Annotated in this window: 10 protein-coding genes; 6 read left to right on the top strand and 4 right to left on the bottom strand. The window is 71.0% G+C overall.

Annotation, left to right across the window (positions count from 1 at the left end; genetic code table 11):
• Positions 1–144: 144 nt before the first annotated feature.
• On the bottom strand, positions 145–2,412 hold the full coding sequence (locus tag OG447_RS00500; RefSeq protein ID WP_266934177.1) for a M4 family metallopeptidase: 2,268 nt from the start codon (positions 2,410–2,412) through the stop codon (positions 145–147).
• Positions 2,413–2,793: 381 nt separating this feature from the next.
• On the opposite strand from OG447_RS00500, the gene OG447_RS00495 reads away from it, so the two are divergent.
• Positions 2,794–4,269, top strand: coding sequence for a sugar transferase (locus OG447_RS00495; RefSeq protein ID WP_266934176.1), 1,476 nt, complete (start codon positions 2,794–2,796; stop codon positions 4,267–4,269).
• A gap of 17 nt (positions 4,270–4,286) precedes the next feature.
• Here OG447_RS00495 and OG447_RS00490 read toward each other — a convergent pair whose 3' ends face one another.
• Entirely contained in the window at positions 4,287–5,231 is a 945-nt protein-coding gene (locus tag OG447_RS00490) for a GDP-L-fucose synthase (protein WP_266934175.1), read from the bottom strand.
• 475 nt (positions 5,232–5,706) lie between these two features.
• Here OG447_RS00490 and gmd point away from each other — a divergent pair, with 475 nt between their 5' ends.
• The 4 genes from gmd to OG447_RS00470 all read left to right on the top strand — a co-directional run bounded on the left by gmd (position 5,707) and on the right by OG447_RS00470 (position 10,896).
• Positions 5,707–6,720, top strand: coding sequence for a GDP-mannose 4,6-dehydratase (gene gmd / locus OG447_RS00485; RefSeq protein ID WP_266934174.1), 1,014 nt, complete (start codon positions 5,707–5,709; stop codon positions 6,718–6,720).
• Between the two features lie 246 nt (positions 6,721–6,966).
• A complete protein-coding gene (locus OG447_RS00480) occupies positions 6,967–9,744 on the top strand; it encodes a LamG-like jellyroll fold domain-containing protein (RefSeq protein WP_266934173.1) in 2,778 nt (925 codons plus the stop codon).
• Between the two features lie 122 nt (positions 9,745–9,866).
• Positions 9,867–10,547, top strand: coding sequence for a hypothetical protein (locus OG447_RS00475; RefSeq protein ID WP_266934172.1), 681 nt, complete (start codon positions 9,867–9,869; stop codon positions 10,545–10,547).
• A gap of 130 nt (positions 10,548–10,677) precedes the next feature.
• On the top strand, positions 10,678–10,896 hold the full coding sequence (locus OG447_RS00470; RefSeq protein WP_266934171.1) for a DUF6458 family protein: 219 nt from the start codon (positions 10,678–10,680) through the stop codon (positions 10,894–10,896).
• Between the two features lie 59 nt (positions 10,897–10,955).
• Here the strand turns inward: OG447_RS00470 and OG447_RS00465 are convergent, their stop codons facing one another.
• Together OG447_RS00465 and OG447_RS00460 are read right to left on the bottom strand one after the other, a co-directional pair.
• Positions 10,956–12,074 (bottom strand): glycosyltransferase, encoded by a 1,119-nt coding sequence (locus OG447_RS00465; RefSeq protein ID WP_266934170.1) that lies wholly within the window; start codon positions 12,072–12,074, stop codon positions 10,956–10,958.
• On the bottom strand, positions 12,071–12,625 hold the full coding sequence (locus OG447_RS00460; RefSeq protein ID WP_266934169.1) for a WcaF family extracellular polysaccharide biosynthesis acetyltransferase: 555 nt from the start codon (positions 12,623–12,625) through the stop codon (positions 12,071–12,073). Before OG447_RS00460 ends, OG447_RS00465 begins: the two co-directional genes overlap by 4 nt.
• Positions 12,626–12,745: 120 nt before the next feature.
• Between OG447_RS00460 and OG447_RS00455 the strand changes: the two genes are divergently transcribed.
• Complete coding sequence (locus tag OG447_RS00455; RefSeq protein ID WP_266938687.1) at positions 12,746–14,218, top strand: hypothetical protein; 1,473 nt, start codon at positions 12,746–12,748, stop codon at positions 14,216–14,218.
• The last annotated feature ends 84 nt before the right edge of the window (positions 14,219–14,302 follow it).

Genomic DNA, 14,302 nt, shown 5'->3' with positions numbered 1-14,302 from the left:
CCCGGCCCGCTTCTCGGCCGCGCGCCGCCGCGCCGGTGGTCCCGGCCGGACACGGCCCATGGGACAGGGCCGCCCGGGGAGGTTTCCTCCCGGGCGGCCCCGTGTCTAGCGGTTCAGCTGTCCTTCACGCGGACCCCGGTGGGGTCAGAAGGTGAGCTTCCAGCTGTCGATCTTTCCGGTGTCGAGGTTCGCGTTGTCGTTGACCCGGAGCTTCCACACTCCGTTGGCGACCTCGGAGGAGGCGTTGACCGTGACGGACTTGACGATGTTGTCCGCGCTGCCGCCGGTGCGGTTGTGCAGGTTGTAGAGGGTGCCGTCGGGGGCGACCAGGTCGACCTTCAGGTCACCGATGTAGGTGTGGACGATGTTGACGTCCACCTTGAGGGTGCTCGGCGCGTTGCCCGTGCGGTTCACGGTGAGCGGGGAGTCGACGGTCGCGTTGTCCGCGATCGCGTAGTCGGTGGTGTTCTCGAAGACGTTCGGCTGCGAGGTGCCGACCGTCCAGGTGAACGCCGCCGTGCCCGTCTTGCTCTGCGAGTCGGTCACCGTGACGGTCACGTTGGACGTGCCCGCGGTGGAGGCCGTACCGGAGATCAGGCCGGTCGAGGAGTTGATCGACAGGCCGGCCGGGAGGCCGGTGGCCGCGTAGCTCAGCGCGCCGGGGTTGGTGCTGGTGGCCTGGACCTGCAGGCTGACCGCGCTGCCCGTGACGGTGGTCTGGTTGCCCGGGTTGGTGACCGTGACGCCGCTCACCACACGGGGGCCGACGTTGATGGCCGCCCAGGCGTTGGCCGCGTTGTTGTACGTGGTCGAGCCGGCGCCGTACAGGTCGGCGGCGGCCTGCAGGGTGGCCGTACGGGCTGCCGCGTAGTTGGTGTTCGACCGGAACAGACCGGTGGTCAGCGCGCGGAACCAGATCTTCGAGGCGGCGTCGCGGCCGATCGCGGTGACCGGGAGGCCGTCGGAGGTCGGCGAGTCGTAGCTCACGCCGTTGACGACCTTGGCGCCGGATCCCTCGGAGGCCAGGTAGTACCAGTGGTTGGCCGGGCCCGAGGAGTAGTGGACGTCGATCGAGCCGATGCCCGAGTACCAGGCGTCCTTGGACGAGCCGTCCTTGCTCGGCTTGTCCATGTACCGCAGCGGGGTGCCGTTGCCGCGGATGTCGATCTTCTCGCCGACCAGGTAGTCGCCGACGTCCTGCGGGTTGTTGGCGTAGAACTCGACGGCCGCGGCGAAGATGTCGGAGGTCGCCTCGTTCAGACCGCCGGGCTCACCGCTGTACGTCATGTTGCCGGTGACCGAGGTCAGGCCGTGGGTCATCTCGTGGGCCGCGACGTCGGTGGAGGTGAGCGGCTTGGCGTTGCCGTCACCGTCGCCGTACGTCATGCAGAAGCAGGAGTCGTCCCAGAACGCGTTCACGTAGTTGTTGCCGTAGTGGACGCGGCTGTACGGGGAGACGCCGTCGTTGCGCAGGCCGTTGCGGCCGTGCACGTTCTTGTAGTAGTCCCACGTGACCTGCGCGCCGTAGTGGGCGTCGGCGGCGGCCGTCTCCAGGTTGGCCGGAAGGCCGTTGCCCCAGGTGTCGTCCGGGCCGGAGAACAGGGTTCCGGTGCCGGAGGTGCCGCGGTTGAGGTTGTTCGTCTTGTGGCCGCCGCGGGTGGCGTCGTTCAGCGTGTAGTTGCTGCCCGACTGCGAGCTCCCGAGCGTCACCTGGCCGCTGTACATGGTGTTGCCGGTGCCGGTCTCGATGGCCTGCCACTCGGTGATCTTCGCGCCGGTCTTGGCGTTGGTCACCACGTGCAGCTCGTTCGGCGTGCCGTCGTGCTGGATGCCGCCGACGACGGTCTCGAACGCGAGGACCGGAACGCCCTCGGCCGCCCAGATCACCTTGCGGGCGTTCTTGGAGGCCTTGGCCTCCTTCGAGCCCTCGGCACCCGCGGCGGAGACGGCCTGGCTCTCGGCTGCCGCCGGGGTGACCGTGGCGTCGGTGTCCGCGACCTTGATCTCGTGGTGCGTGGCCTTGGTGACGCTCTTGGTCACGCCGTCCTTGGCGTGAACGGTGAGGTCGCCGCCGAGGACCGGGAGGCCGTCGTAGGTGCGCTCGTAGGTGGTGTGCGTGGTGCCGTCCGCGTCCTTGACCACATCGCGGACGACCAGCTTCTCGCCGCTGCCGAGGCCCAGGGCCTTGGCAGCCTGCACGGTGGTCGAGTTGGCCTCGGCGAGGAGCGTCGCACGCTCCGAAGCGCTGAGTACCCGGTTGGCCGCGCCCGGGTTGGACTGGACGGCGGTGCCGGCCTGGGACGCGGTGGCGTCGGCGGTGGCGGTGCCGGTCTGTATGCCTACGGCGAGCAGTGCTGCCGCGGCAATGAGCGCGCCGGCCGCAGTGGCGCGCCGCTGGGGGGTGGACCTCAACGCAGACTCCTTCTGCAAGGGGGGTTCCGGACGGCTGGGTGGGCCTCCGGGCAGATCAGGGCTGGTGCGATGAACGGTCGAAGATTGCCACTTAGCGCGCGGAATGTCAGGGCCGCGTCAAAAGGTTGGCTGGAAACGGTTCGTTGTCCGAAGAGACGTATCCGCTATCCGGACCATTCACCTTTGTGTGGGAGAGGAGAGCGCGGTAACAGGAACGGCTGATACCGGTTGCTAACACTTGGGCAACGAGAGGTCGCGTTAACCCAAACGGCATTTACCGTACGGGCGTTTGTCGTACTGTTTCCCGGTGCGACAGATGTCCGTTGCCTGGGGAAGCCGTGGACACTCGCGCTCGACATAGACCACGTGCCAGGGGGGCCCATGAGGCATGTTCATTTTCCTGCGCAAAGAGTGGCCAGAACGGCCCAGGCGTCGACAGCGCCTGCCCGTCGGCTCGGTGACAAGGCGCGGTGGTACCTGCCCGCTGCCCTCGCCGCGGACTTCCTCGGCGCCGCCGTGCCCGTCGGACTCGTCTTCGAGGCCGCCCAGCAGGTACGACCGGTGTACTGCGCCCTCGGTGCCGCCCTCGCGTGGACCGGCGTACAGGCGCTGCGCCGCCGCTACGCGTCCCGGCTGCTCGGGGAATCGCGCGGAGTGCTGCCCGTCCTGCACGACTGGCTGATTCTGATCGGCGTCCTGGCCGTGGCCCGCGTGGTGACCGAGGAGGACACCCCCCGGCTCTCCGCCCTCGGGGCCCTGCTGCCCGCCCTGCTGATCACCGTGGCCTGCCACAAACTCACCTACCGTCATCTCTCGGCGGCCCGGCGCGAGGCCCAGGCCGTCAGCCGGGTCCTGGTCATCGGCGAGCCCGATTCCGCCGAGGACGTCATCGCGCACCTCGCCGCGCGAACCGACCACCCGTACGTCGTGGTCGGAGTGGTCCCGGTCGGCGTCGGATCGCTCGTCAGCGGGGTGCCCGTCGCGGCCCGGCTCGGCGAGGCCAGGCCCCAGGCCCCGGGCGGCGACTCCGAGGCCGTGCTGGGCGCCGTCCGCAGCCACCACGCCGACCTGGTGCTCGTCGCCCCGGGCGCGCGGTTCGCCGGGGACCGGCTGCGCCGGGTCGCCTGGGCCCTGCACGACGCGGGGCTGGAACTCGCCGTGTTCCCGGGGCTGGTCGAGGTATCCGTCAAACGGCTGGAGACCCTGACCGCGGGCGGGCTCGCCGTACTGCGGGTCGTACCGCCCGTCGGCCGGGGCTGGCAGACCCTGCTCAAGTCGGCCCTGGACCGGGCGGGGGCCGGGGTCGGACTGCTGCTTCTGTCGCCGCTCTTCCTCGGAATCGTCCTGGCGATACGTTTCGGCTCCCGCGGCCCGGCCTTCTACCGCCAGCGGCGCATCGGCCGCGACGGCTGCCCGTTCGTCATGTGGAAGTTCCGCACCATGGTCGTCGACGCCGACTCCCGCAAGGCCGAGCTCTCCGGGGCGAACGAGAACGACGGCCTGATGTTCAAGATGCGCCGCGACCCCCGCGTGACCCGGGTCGGCCGGCTGCTGCGCCGCACCTCGATGGACGAGCTGCCGCAGCTGATCAACGTGCTCACCGGACACATGTCGCTGGTCGGACCGCGCCCGCCGCTGCCGGAGGAGGTGGCGGAGTACGACGAGGTCGAGCTGCGCCGGCTCACCGTACGGCCCGGAATGACGGGGCTGTGGCAGATCAGCGGACGGTCGGACCTGTCATGGGACGAAACGATTCAGCTTGATCTCCAGTACGTGGACAACTGGTCCTTCACCAGTGATGTCGACGTCATGGGCCGTACCCTCCGCGCCGTCGTCGACGGTCGCGGAGCGTACTGAGGAGCCCGGTCTTGAGGTCAGCTCTGCTCGCGCCACCACTGGTACGTGGCCGCGATGCCGTCCCGCAGCGGGATGCCGGGCTTCCAGCCGAGCGAGGTGAGGCGGCCGACGTCCAGCAGCTTGCGCGGGGTCCCGTCCGGCTTGGACGTGTCCCAGGCGAGCCGGCCCTCGAAGCCGGTCACCCCGGCGACCGTCTCGGCCAGCTCCCTGATGGTCAGGTCCTCGCCGCAGCCGATGTTGACGGGCTCGTCCCCGTCATAGCTGTTCAGCAGTACCGCGCAGGCCGAGGCCAGGTCGTCCACGTGCAGGAACTCCCGGCGCGGAGTGCCGGATCCCCACAGCGTGACCTCCTCGCGGCCCTCGGCGGCGGCCTCGTGGAACCGCCGGATCAGGGCGGGCAGGACGTGCGAGGACTCCAGGTCGAAGTTGTCGCCGGGGCCGTAGAGGTTCGTCGGCATGGCCGAGATGTACGAGGCCCCGTACTGCTTGCGGTACGACTGGACCTGGACGATGCCGGCGATCTTCGCCAGGGCGTACGCCTCGTTGGTCGGCTCCAGCGGGCCGGTCAGCAGGGCGTCCTCGCTGATCGGCTGCGGCGCCAGCTTCGGGTAGATGCACGAGGAGCCGAGGAACAGCAGCCGGCCCACTCCGGCCGCGTACGACCCGGCGATCACGCTGAGCTGGATCTTGAGGTTGTCCTCCAGGAACTGCACCGGGTACGTGCTGTTGGCCATGATCCCGCCGACCTTGGCGGCGGCCAGCACCACGGCGTCCGGGCGGACGTCCTTCAGGTACGCCTCCGTCGCGGCGGCATCGCGCAGGTCGAGGTCGGCGCGGCCCCGGGTCAGCACCTCGTGGCCGTCGGCGGTGAGCCGGCGGGCGACCGCGGACCCCACGAGGCCGCGGTGGCCCGCGACGAAGACGCGGGCGTTCGGGGGCAGGAGCGGCAGCGAACTTGTCATACCGCCGATGATGCCAGTCCGCTCCCGCGGGGGTGGCAGCAGTCCGGGACCGGTTGGCCGCTTCCCCTGCGGGGGGCTTGGCGGGGCTTGGCCTGTGCGGCTCCGTTGCACGGGGCTCCGCCCCGGACCCCGCGCCTCAAACGCCGGCGGGGCTGGATTTGGCCCTGCGGGGCTTGGCCGGGTGCTGGTGTGGGGCGGGGGCGCTCCGGAGTGTCTCCTCGGCTCGCGCACTTGGCCTCGGCTGCGCATGTCCGGCCCGGGTTGCGCGCTCGTCCTGCGGGGACACTCCTGGGCGACCCCGCCCCACGCCTCTGCTTCGGAAGCCGGGCCTGGCGCCAGGGGAAGGGCGCGCAGGGGCCGTGTACGGTACCCATCCGGTCCCGGGCCACGGACCGGTGCGGCGCGTCCCCCCGCCGGGACTCAACGAACCACATCGAATCACCATGAATCGCAACGAACCTCAGGGGGACCCCACATGGGCAAGACCGCACTGATCACCGGCGTCACCGGGCAGGACGGCTCGTACCTGGCCGAGCTCCTGCTCTCCAAGGGCTACACGGTGCACGGGCTGGTGCGGCGCTCCTCCAGCTTCAACACGGAGCGGATCGACCACATCTACCAGGACCCGCAGACCGCCAACCGGTCCTTCGTCCTGCACCACGCCGACCTGTCCGACGGCGTCGCCCTGGTGAACCTGCTGCGCGAGATACGCCCCGACGAGGTCTACAACCTCGGTGCGCAGTCGCATGTGCGCGTCTCCTTCGACGCCCCGCTGTACACCGGCGACGTGACCGGTCTCGGCGCGCTGCGGCTGCTGGAGGCGATCCGGGCCAGCGGCATCGACACCCGCATCTACCAGGCCTCGTCCTCCGAGATGTTCGGCGCCACCCCGCCGCCGCAGAACGAGGGCACCCCGTTCCACCCGCGCAGCCCCTACGGCGCCGCCAAGGTCTTCGCGTACTGGACCACGGTGAACTACCGCGAGGCCTACGGCATGTTCGCCGTCAACGGGATCCTCTTCAACCACGAGTCCCCGCGCCGCGGCGAGACCTTCGTGACCCGCAAGATCACCCGCGCGGTCGCCCGGATCAAGGCCGGTCTCCAGGAGAAGCTCTACCTCGGCAACCTCGACGCCGTCCGCGACTGGGGCTTCGCCCCCGAGTACGTCGACGCCATGTGGCGGATGCTCCAGCAGGACGAGGCCACCGACTACGTGGTCGCCACCGGCGTGGCCGCCACCGTCCGCGAGTTCGTCGAGGCCTCCTTCACGCACGCCGGTCTCGACTGGAACGAGCACGTGCGCTACGACCCCAAGTACGAGCGCCCCAGCGAGGTGGACGCCCTCATCGGCGACGCCTCCAAGGCCCACGACCTGCTCGGCTGGAAGCCGACGGTCTTGGTTGCCGATTTGGCCAAGATCATGGTTGACGCGGACATCCGCCAGGTCGAGGACCAGCTGGCGGGCGTGACGGTTCGTATCGACCGCTGAGGCCTTATATTTCCCCTACGCTTTGCCGTGTGCCGGTCATACCCGCCTTTCCGTGCGGGCTTGACCGGGGCAAAGCTGCCGTATGTCCGTAGTGCACCCTCCGTGCTGAACCCTGTTGATTCCAAGTTGGTATGCAATAGGTCAAGTGAGGTGACCGGGCCCTCGCGTGAGCCCTAGTCTGCGCCAGTACATATGGCTGTTCGGATAGTTTCAGCCATCAAACCGGGCGATTGCCCTGGGGGGCTCATGCGTAGATCCAGAGGGCTGACTGCTGCCCTCGTCCTGTCACTGGCCGGTGCCGGCACCGGAATAGGCCTGGTGCTGATGCCTCAGGCGTCCGCCATCACCCAGCCCGTGGCATTCACCGCCGACCAGCTGCCCACCTGGCAGCCCGACGGCATCGTCTGGGCCATGGCCCAGGCCAACGGCACCGTGTTCGCCGGCGGCACCTTCTCGGCGGTCCGCCCGCCCGAGGGCTCCGGCAGCGGTACCGAGCAGGAGGCCGTGAACTTCGTCGCGCTCGACGCCGCGACGGGCAACCCCACCGCCTGCAAGCTCGCCTTCACCATCGGCGAGGGCACCGCGACCGTGCGCACGCTGGTCGTCTCGAAGGACAACAAGACCCTGTACGCCGGCGGCTACTTCGGCGCCGTCAACGGCACCCCGGTCTCCAGCGTCGCCGCGATCGACATCGCGACCTGCACCCCCAAGGCCTCGTTCCACCCCAGCTTCCCCTCCACCGTGCGCGGGCTCGCCGTCACCGACGACACCCTGTACGCGGCCGGAGACTTCTACCAGGTCGAGGGCCAGACCCGCGAGCGGTTCGCCGCGGTCGACGCCGCCTCCGGCGCGCTCAAGCCCTTCGTCGCCAACGCCGACGAGCCCGGCCGCGCCATCGAGGTCACCCCGGACGGCAAGAACGTGCTGCTGGGCGGTGACTTCTTCACCGTCAACGGCTCCAACACGCACGCCCTGGCCGTGGTCGACGCCACCACCGGCGCGATCGCCAAGACCTACACCAACATCCCGTCGAACTCGGTCGTCAAGGACATCTCCACCGACGCCACCGGCTTCTACACGGGCAACGAGGGCTCCGGCGGCGGCGTCTTCGACGGCCGCATCGGCCTGCGCCTGAGCGACTTCAGCGAGAAGTGGCGCGACCGCTGCCTCGGCGCCACCCAGTTCGTGCTGCCGTACCAGGGCGTGCTCTACAGCTCCTCGCACGCGCACGACTGCTCCACCGAGCTGGAGTTCCCCGACGGCAAGCGCCACTTCATGCTGGCCCAGCCGACCGACCACGAAGGCGCCGCCCCCGCGCCCGTGGACGGTTTCGTCCGCGGCCCGCGCAAGCTCGGCTGGCACCCCACCGCCAACGACGGCCTCGGCGAGGGCATCGGCCCGCGCGTCATGGCCGTGGCGGAGAAGAACGACGTCAAGTACATGTGGGTCGGCGGTGAGTTCACCCTCATCAACGGCATCCCGCAGCAGGGCCTGACCCGCTTCGCCTCCACCGGCGACGTCGGCGCCCCGACCACCCCGGTCGCCAGTGCCGCCAGCGTCAAGCCCGGCGAGGCCCAGGTCCGCTGGCGCACCAGCTACGACGCGGACGACGGCAAGCTGACGTACCGCATCTACCGCAACGGCTCGGCCACCCCGGCGGCCACCGTGACCGCGGACTCGCTGGAGTGGGAGCGCCCGCAGGCCGCCTGGACCGACACCACGGTCAAGGCCGGCCAGTCGTACACCTACCGCGTGACCGCGACCGACGCGGCGGGCAACACCAGCGCCCTGTCGGCCACCGCCTCGGTGACGATCCCGGCCTCGGTCCAGGCGTACCCGAACCAGGTCCGCACGGACGGCGCCCAGCTGTACTGGCGCTACGACGACACCGTCAGCCCGTACGTCGCCGACTCCTCGGCCGGCAACACCAGCGGCATCCAGGTCAACGCCCCGGCCCTGCGCCAGAGCCCCGGCGCCGTCACCGGTGCCAGCACGGCGATGGGCTTCAACGGCACCAGCCAGCAGCTGCACGGCGACCGCCGCCAGAGCGTCGGCAGCACCTTCACCGTCGAGACGTGGTTCAAGACGAACACCACGCGCGGCGGCAAGCTGATCGGGTTCGGCAACAACACCACCCGCAACAGCAGCCTGTACGACCGGCACCTGTACATGACCAACACCGGCCGTCTGGTCTTCGGTGTCAACGACGGCTCCAACCGGACGGTCTCCACCGGCCTGTTCGACACGTTCAACGACAACAAGTGGCACCACGTGGTCGGCACCCAGGGCCCCGGCGGCATCACGCTGTACGTCGACGGCCAGAACAAGGGCACGCTGAACGCAAAGAGCAGCGGCACCTACGGCGGCTACTGGCACGTCGGCGGCGACAACCTCGCCGGCTGGCCGACCCGCCCGACCAGCAACTACTTCGCCGGTCAGCTCGACGAGTCGGCCGTCTACCCGACGGCGCTCACCCAGGCCCAGGTCAAGAGCCACTTCGACCTGGCCAAGGCCGCGAGCGACACGGTCTCCAAGGTCAGCGCGACCGAGGACACCTACATCAACCAGGGCGCCCCCGGCACCGCCTACGGCACGTCCACCTCGCTCGCGGTGCGCGGCACCTCGGCGTACGAGACGTACCTGCGGTTCGACGTGCCGGCCGCCCCGGCCGGCCAGGTCCTGAAGACCGCCTCGCTCCAGATCAAGACCACCACGCAGGCGGGCGCCGGCAGCGCCGACACCGTGTCCGTGGTCCCGGTCACCGGTACCTGGAGCGGCGCGGGCACCACCTTCAACACCAAGCCCACCCTCGGCACCACCCCGCTCGGCACCATCGCGGGCGTGCCGGACGGCTCGGCGGTCCACAACGTCGAGCTGGACACCGCCGCGGTCTCCGCGGTGCTGGGCAGCAGCTACAGCATGGGCCTGACGAGCACGGGCACCGACCCGCTGTGGATCTGGTCCTCGGAGGCGACCGCCGCGGAGGGAACCCCGCAGCTGGTTCTCACCTTCGGCGCGAAGTGACCGGAGCAACCGCCTGACGGCGTGCGGGGCCCGGCCGTACGAGGCCGGGCCCCGCGCGCCGGGGGAACGCGGCCGTTCCGCGGACGCCCCTCATCCCACCCAGTAAGTACGGGAGCCACCCGATGTACCGACGCTCCGCAGCGGCTGCTGTCCTGCTGGCCGCCGCCCTCACCCTGACCGCCTGCAGCTCGGACGGCGACAAGGCCGGCTCCGGCGCGGAGGCGAAGGCGAAGCCCCCGGCCTCGTCCTCCGCCCCCGACCCCGCGGACACCCCGGCCACCGCCGAGACCCCGCCCGAGGCGAAGCCCACCGGGCCCGTGCTCCCCGACGCGAAGCTCACCCCGAAGACGGGCAGCTTCACGGCCCAGGAGAAGAAGTACCTGAGCGGCCGGGTCCCGGAGAAGATGGACCCGGCGGCCGTCCTGCAGACCGGCCAGGAGGCCTGTCAGCGGGTGGAGCGCACCGCGAAGCGCGACAAGGACGCGGCGACCGGAGCCGTCATCACCGGGGAGATCCCGGGGGCCAAGGACGCGATCCCGCTCCTGTGCCCCGAGCAGAAGCCGATCCTGGCGGCGGCGGAGAAGGGCTTTCCCGAAGGCCCCCGCAAGACTCCCGCGGCGGGCAGCTACCGGGCGCTGACCCAGGCCACGAACTGCACGTGGGAGGCGAAGGACAAGGACGGCTCGGTCCTGGTCTCGGGCCCCGAGGCCCCGCCGAAGCCCGGCGACAAGATCACGGCGGCGATCCCGGCGGGCACGGCGGAGTTCAACTCCACCGGCTGCTACGCCTGGGTGCCGGCGTAGGCCCGCCCCCAGCCGTACGGACACGCCCCCGTAGCCGGAACACCGGCCGCCGGGGGCGTTTTCGCGTCCGGACCGGGTATCCGCGGGGTCGGATCGCGACGACGACACCGACCTTTCGGAGGCGAGTCCCATGAACGGCCTGGGTGGCTGCATCGGTCTGATCGTGGTGGGGGCGATCCTCACCTTCGCGACGGACTGGGAGATGCGCAGCGTCGACCTCGACCTGGTCGGCCTGATCATGATGGCGGTGGGGGCCATCGGCCTCGCCGTGTACACGAGCGTCCTGAAGCGCCGCCGCGCCGTGGGCGCCGTCCCGGTGGTGCAGGAACACCGCCGGGACGGGATCTAGTCCGGTCACAGCGCGAGGCCGTGTCCTGGACGGGTAGGTCCGAAGCGGGACTTACCCGTCTAGGGGCGCAGGGCTGCTTCGTACACCGGGAGCAGGGTGTCCAGCACCGAGTCCATCGAGAAGGGCTTGGCGGCCAGTTCGCGGGCCGCCAGCGCGGCGGCCCGGTTGGCCGCGGGGTCCAGCAGGGACAGGACCGCCGCCGCCACGCCCGCCGGGCCCGGGTCGACCGCCAGCCCCGCGCCCGCGGCGGAGATGTCGCGGGCCAGGCCGTTGGAGTGGGTGACCACCGAGGGGACGCCCACCGACAGCGCCTCCAGGACCGACATCGGGAACGGCTCGTCCACGGAGGGCAGTACGTAGACGTGGGCCCGGCGCAGCTCCGCCAGGACCTCCGCGCTCGACAGGGCCCCCGGGACCGTGAACCGGTCCGTCAGCCCCAGCTCCCCGATCCGGGCGCGTACGGCCGCCAGCTCGCCTTCGTCCGGACCCGCCACCACGAACTGCGCCCGCGGGTGCTCGGCGAGGACCGCCGGGGCCGCGTCCACGAAGTCCACCGGCCGCTTGCGGGCCTGCAGGCGCGCCGAGTACAGGATCCGAGGCGGCCCGTCCGGGGCGGGGCGCGCCTCCTGGGCCGGAGTGCCGTTGACCAGGCGGACCGCGTTCGCCAACGGCGCCCCCACCACGGCGTCCAGGCCCTCCCGCTCGTGCGGGGTCAGGTACAGCACCGCGTCGGCGCCGCGCAGCAGCCGGCGTACGGCCACTGCGTCCAGCACCTTGGCCAGCAGCTTCTCGCTCGGGTCCACCATCCCGTGGGTCTGGAGCACCAGCGGCTTGCCGGCCCGCAGCGCCGCCAGGGCCACCGGCAGGGTCACCAGATCCCGCGCCAGGTGCACGTGGACGGCGTCCGCGTCGCGCACCAGCCGGCCGGCGGAGGCCAGCAGCGCCGGTGAGGTCATCCCGCTGAAGCCCAGCGGGAGCAGCCGCCGGGCGGGGAACAGCTTGGCGGGGACCCCCTCGACCTCCGTCGGCCACGGCTCGGGGAAACCCTCGCCCAGCGCGAGCAGCCGCGCCTCGTGGCCCCGGGCCCGCAGCCCCTTCGTCAGGTTCAGCGCGACCCGGACCGGCCCGCCGAAGGCGTGCGAGGGGGAGTGCAGGGTGACCGCGTGCAGGACTCTCACTTCGGCTCCTCCACCGGGCGGCGACGCCCGTCCTGGGTCTGCAGGGTCAGTTCCGGCAGGTCCTTGTGCACGACGGCGCCCGCGCCCGCGACCGCGCAGCGGCCCACGGTCACCCCGGCCAGCACGGTGGCCCGTACCGCCACCCACGCGCCGTCCTCGATGACGATCGGCGCGTTGCGGTAGCGGAAGTCGGCGGCCCGGTGGTCGTGCGAGCCGGTGCACAGCAGCGCTTCCTGCGACAGGCACACGTTCGCCCCGATGGTCACCGGCTCCAGGTTCAGCAGCCAGGCGCCCTCACCTATCCAGGTGTGGTCCCCGACGGTGAGCTTCCACGGCCACAGCACCCGCACCTTGTGCCGGATCAGCACGCCCTCGCCGATCTCCGCCCCGAACGCCCGCAGCAGCGCTACCCGCAGCCGCGCCGGGCAGAACCAGGTCATGAACAGCGTGTTCATCACGGCGAACCAGAGCGCCTGCGTCAGCAGCCCGCGGCCCTTGTCGTATCCGGCCAGCGTGAAGGCAGGAAGATCACGCAACTGAAGCCCCCTCATCCTCCCCCGTGGACGCCTCCCCGGGCGCCGCCCGCTCAGACTAGACTGCGCCCGGACCAGGCACATGGGGTGGGGGCGGCAGTGGCAACGGACATACGCAAGCCCGCCGTCGCACCCGCGGTGGAACTGTCCCAGGACGAGGCGCAGTGGGGCAGGGCCACCCTGCCGCGCACCCTGCTCTCCCGGGCGCTGTCCGTACCGCTCATCCTCGGGTTCACCGTCTTCCTGCCGCTCTTCGTCGCCGCCCAGTCCGGTGCCGGCCGGCACGACGCGGCCTTCTGGCTCCAGCTCCTGCTCACCATGTACGCGGGCGCCAGGCTCTCCGCGATGGTGCTCACCAGCCGCCGCAAACTGCTCCAGGGCTCCTTCTGGCTCTTCGTCTACATGGCCATGGGCGTGGCCCCGCTCGCGCAGGCCGTCCTCGGCCAGGTCCCGACCCCGGTGGTCGGTCCCCGCTCCGACCTCACCGCCGCCATCGGCCTGGTCCTGCTCGGCTGCACCGCCTTCGACGTCGGTGTGCTGCTCGCCCGCCACCGGCCGACCGGGCGGGCGGGCGGCTCGCAGAAGGAGTCGCGTCCGGTCATGACGCACCGGCGGCGCCTGCAACTGCTCACCGTGCTCGCCTTCCTGTGCAGCGCCGCCTTCGTGATGAAGCTGGGCGGCCCCGCCGTCTTCTTCTCCAGCCGCCAGGAGATCATCGCGGGGATCGAGGAGGCCGGCGTCTCCAACGGCGACGGCCAGGCCGGCCAGGCCCTGCTGCGCGGCTTCGGCACCGTCCCGGCGCTGCTGGCGCTGCTGCTGTACACGCGCTGGCTGATCACCTCGAAGTTCGCCCGCCGCAAGGTGTCGGTCATCGTCACCTGGTCGGCGCTCGCCGCGCTGAACCTGGTGGTCAACAACCCGATCTCGAACCCGCGCTACTGGTTCCTCACCGTCATGTTCGCGCTGCTGTTCACGATCTTCCCGGTGAGCGCCGCGATGTACCGGGTGGCCCTGTCGATGGCCGTGGTCGTGGCGTTGCTGATCTTCCCGTTCGCGGACCGCTTCCGCTACGACGAGAAGAACTACAAGCCGGTCGAGACCACGTCGTTCCTGGAGCCGATGGCGCTCAAGGACTACGACCAGATCGGCATGTTCGCCAACACCATCACCTTCTCGCAGTCCGGCCCCGGCCACTTCTACGGCCGCCAGCTCGCCGGGTCGGTCTTCTTCGCGGTGCCCCGCTCGGTGTGGCCGGGCAAGCCGCGCGACACGGGCGTGATGGTCGGTCAGTGGATGGGCACGGTCAACACCAACCTCTCCTCCCCGATCTGGGCGGAGCTGTGGATCGACTTCGGGCCGCTGGGGATGGGGGCCGGGCTGCTGGGCATGGGGTACGCCTCCGCCCGCGTGGACCGGCGCTATGCGAAACGGGCCACGCGGCGGTCCCCGCCGGGCAGTCTGATCTCGGTCGTGGTCCCGCTGGTCGCGGGCTACTCCTTCATCCTGCTGCGCGGCCCGCTGCTCCAGGCCTCCGGCCGTGTGGCCATCGCGGCCCTCTGCCTGGCGCTGGTCGCGACGTACCGCCAGGACCGCGGCACGACCCTGCGCTGACCGGCGCGCCACCGCTGCTGGGGCTGGATTTCAGCCCCGCCGGCGTTTGAGGCGCGGGTCCGGGCAGAGCCCGGGGAACGGTGG

Source organism: Streptomyces sp. NBC_01408, from assembly GCF_026340255.1.
Lineage (GTDB): Bacteria > Actinomycetota > Actinomycetes > Streptomycetales > Streptomycetaceae > Streptomyces.
This window is presented reverse-complemented; position numbering and strand designations above follow the sequence as displayed.

Excerpts from the sequence above, each read along its gene's own strand:
- OG447_RS00495 (WP_266934176.1), top strand. The coding sequence starts at position 2,794 with ATGAGGCATGTTCATTTTCCTGCGCAAAGAGTGGCCAGAACGGCCCAG.
- OG447_RS00490 (WP_266934175.1), bottom strand. The coding sequence starts at position 5,231 with ATGACAAGTTCGCTGCCGCTCCTGCCCCCGAACGCCCGCGTCTTCGTC.
- gmd (WP_266934174.1), top strand. The coding sequence starts at position 5,707 with ATGGGCAAGACCGCACTGATCACCGGCGTCACCGGGCAGGACGGCTCG.
- OG447_RS00480 (WP_266934173.1), top strand. The coding sequence starts at position 6,967 with ATGCGTAGATCCAGAGGGCTGACTGCTGCCCTCGTCCTGTCACTGGCC.
- OG447_RS00475 (WP_266934172.1), top strand. The coding sequence starts at position 9,867 with ATGTACCGACGCTCCGCAGCGGCTGCTGTCCTGCTGGCCGCCGCCCTC.
- OG447_RS00470 (WP_266934171.1), top strand. The coding sequence starts at position 10,678 with ATGAACGGCCTGGGTGGCTGCATCGGTCTGATCGTGGTGGGGGCGATC.
- OG447_RS00460 (WP_266934169.1), bottom strand. The coding sequence starts at position 12,625 with ATGAGGGGGCTTCAGTTGCGTGATCTTCCTGCCTTCACGCTGGCCGGA.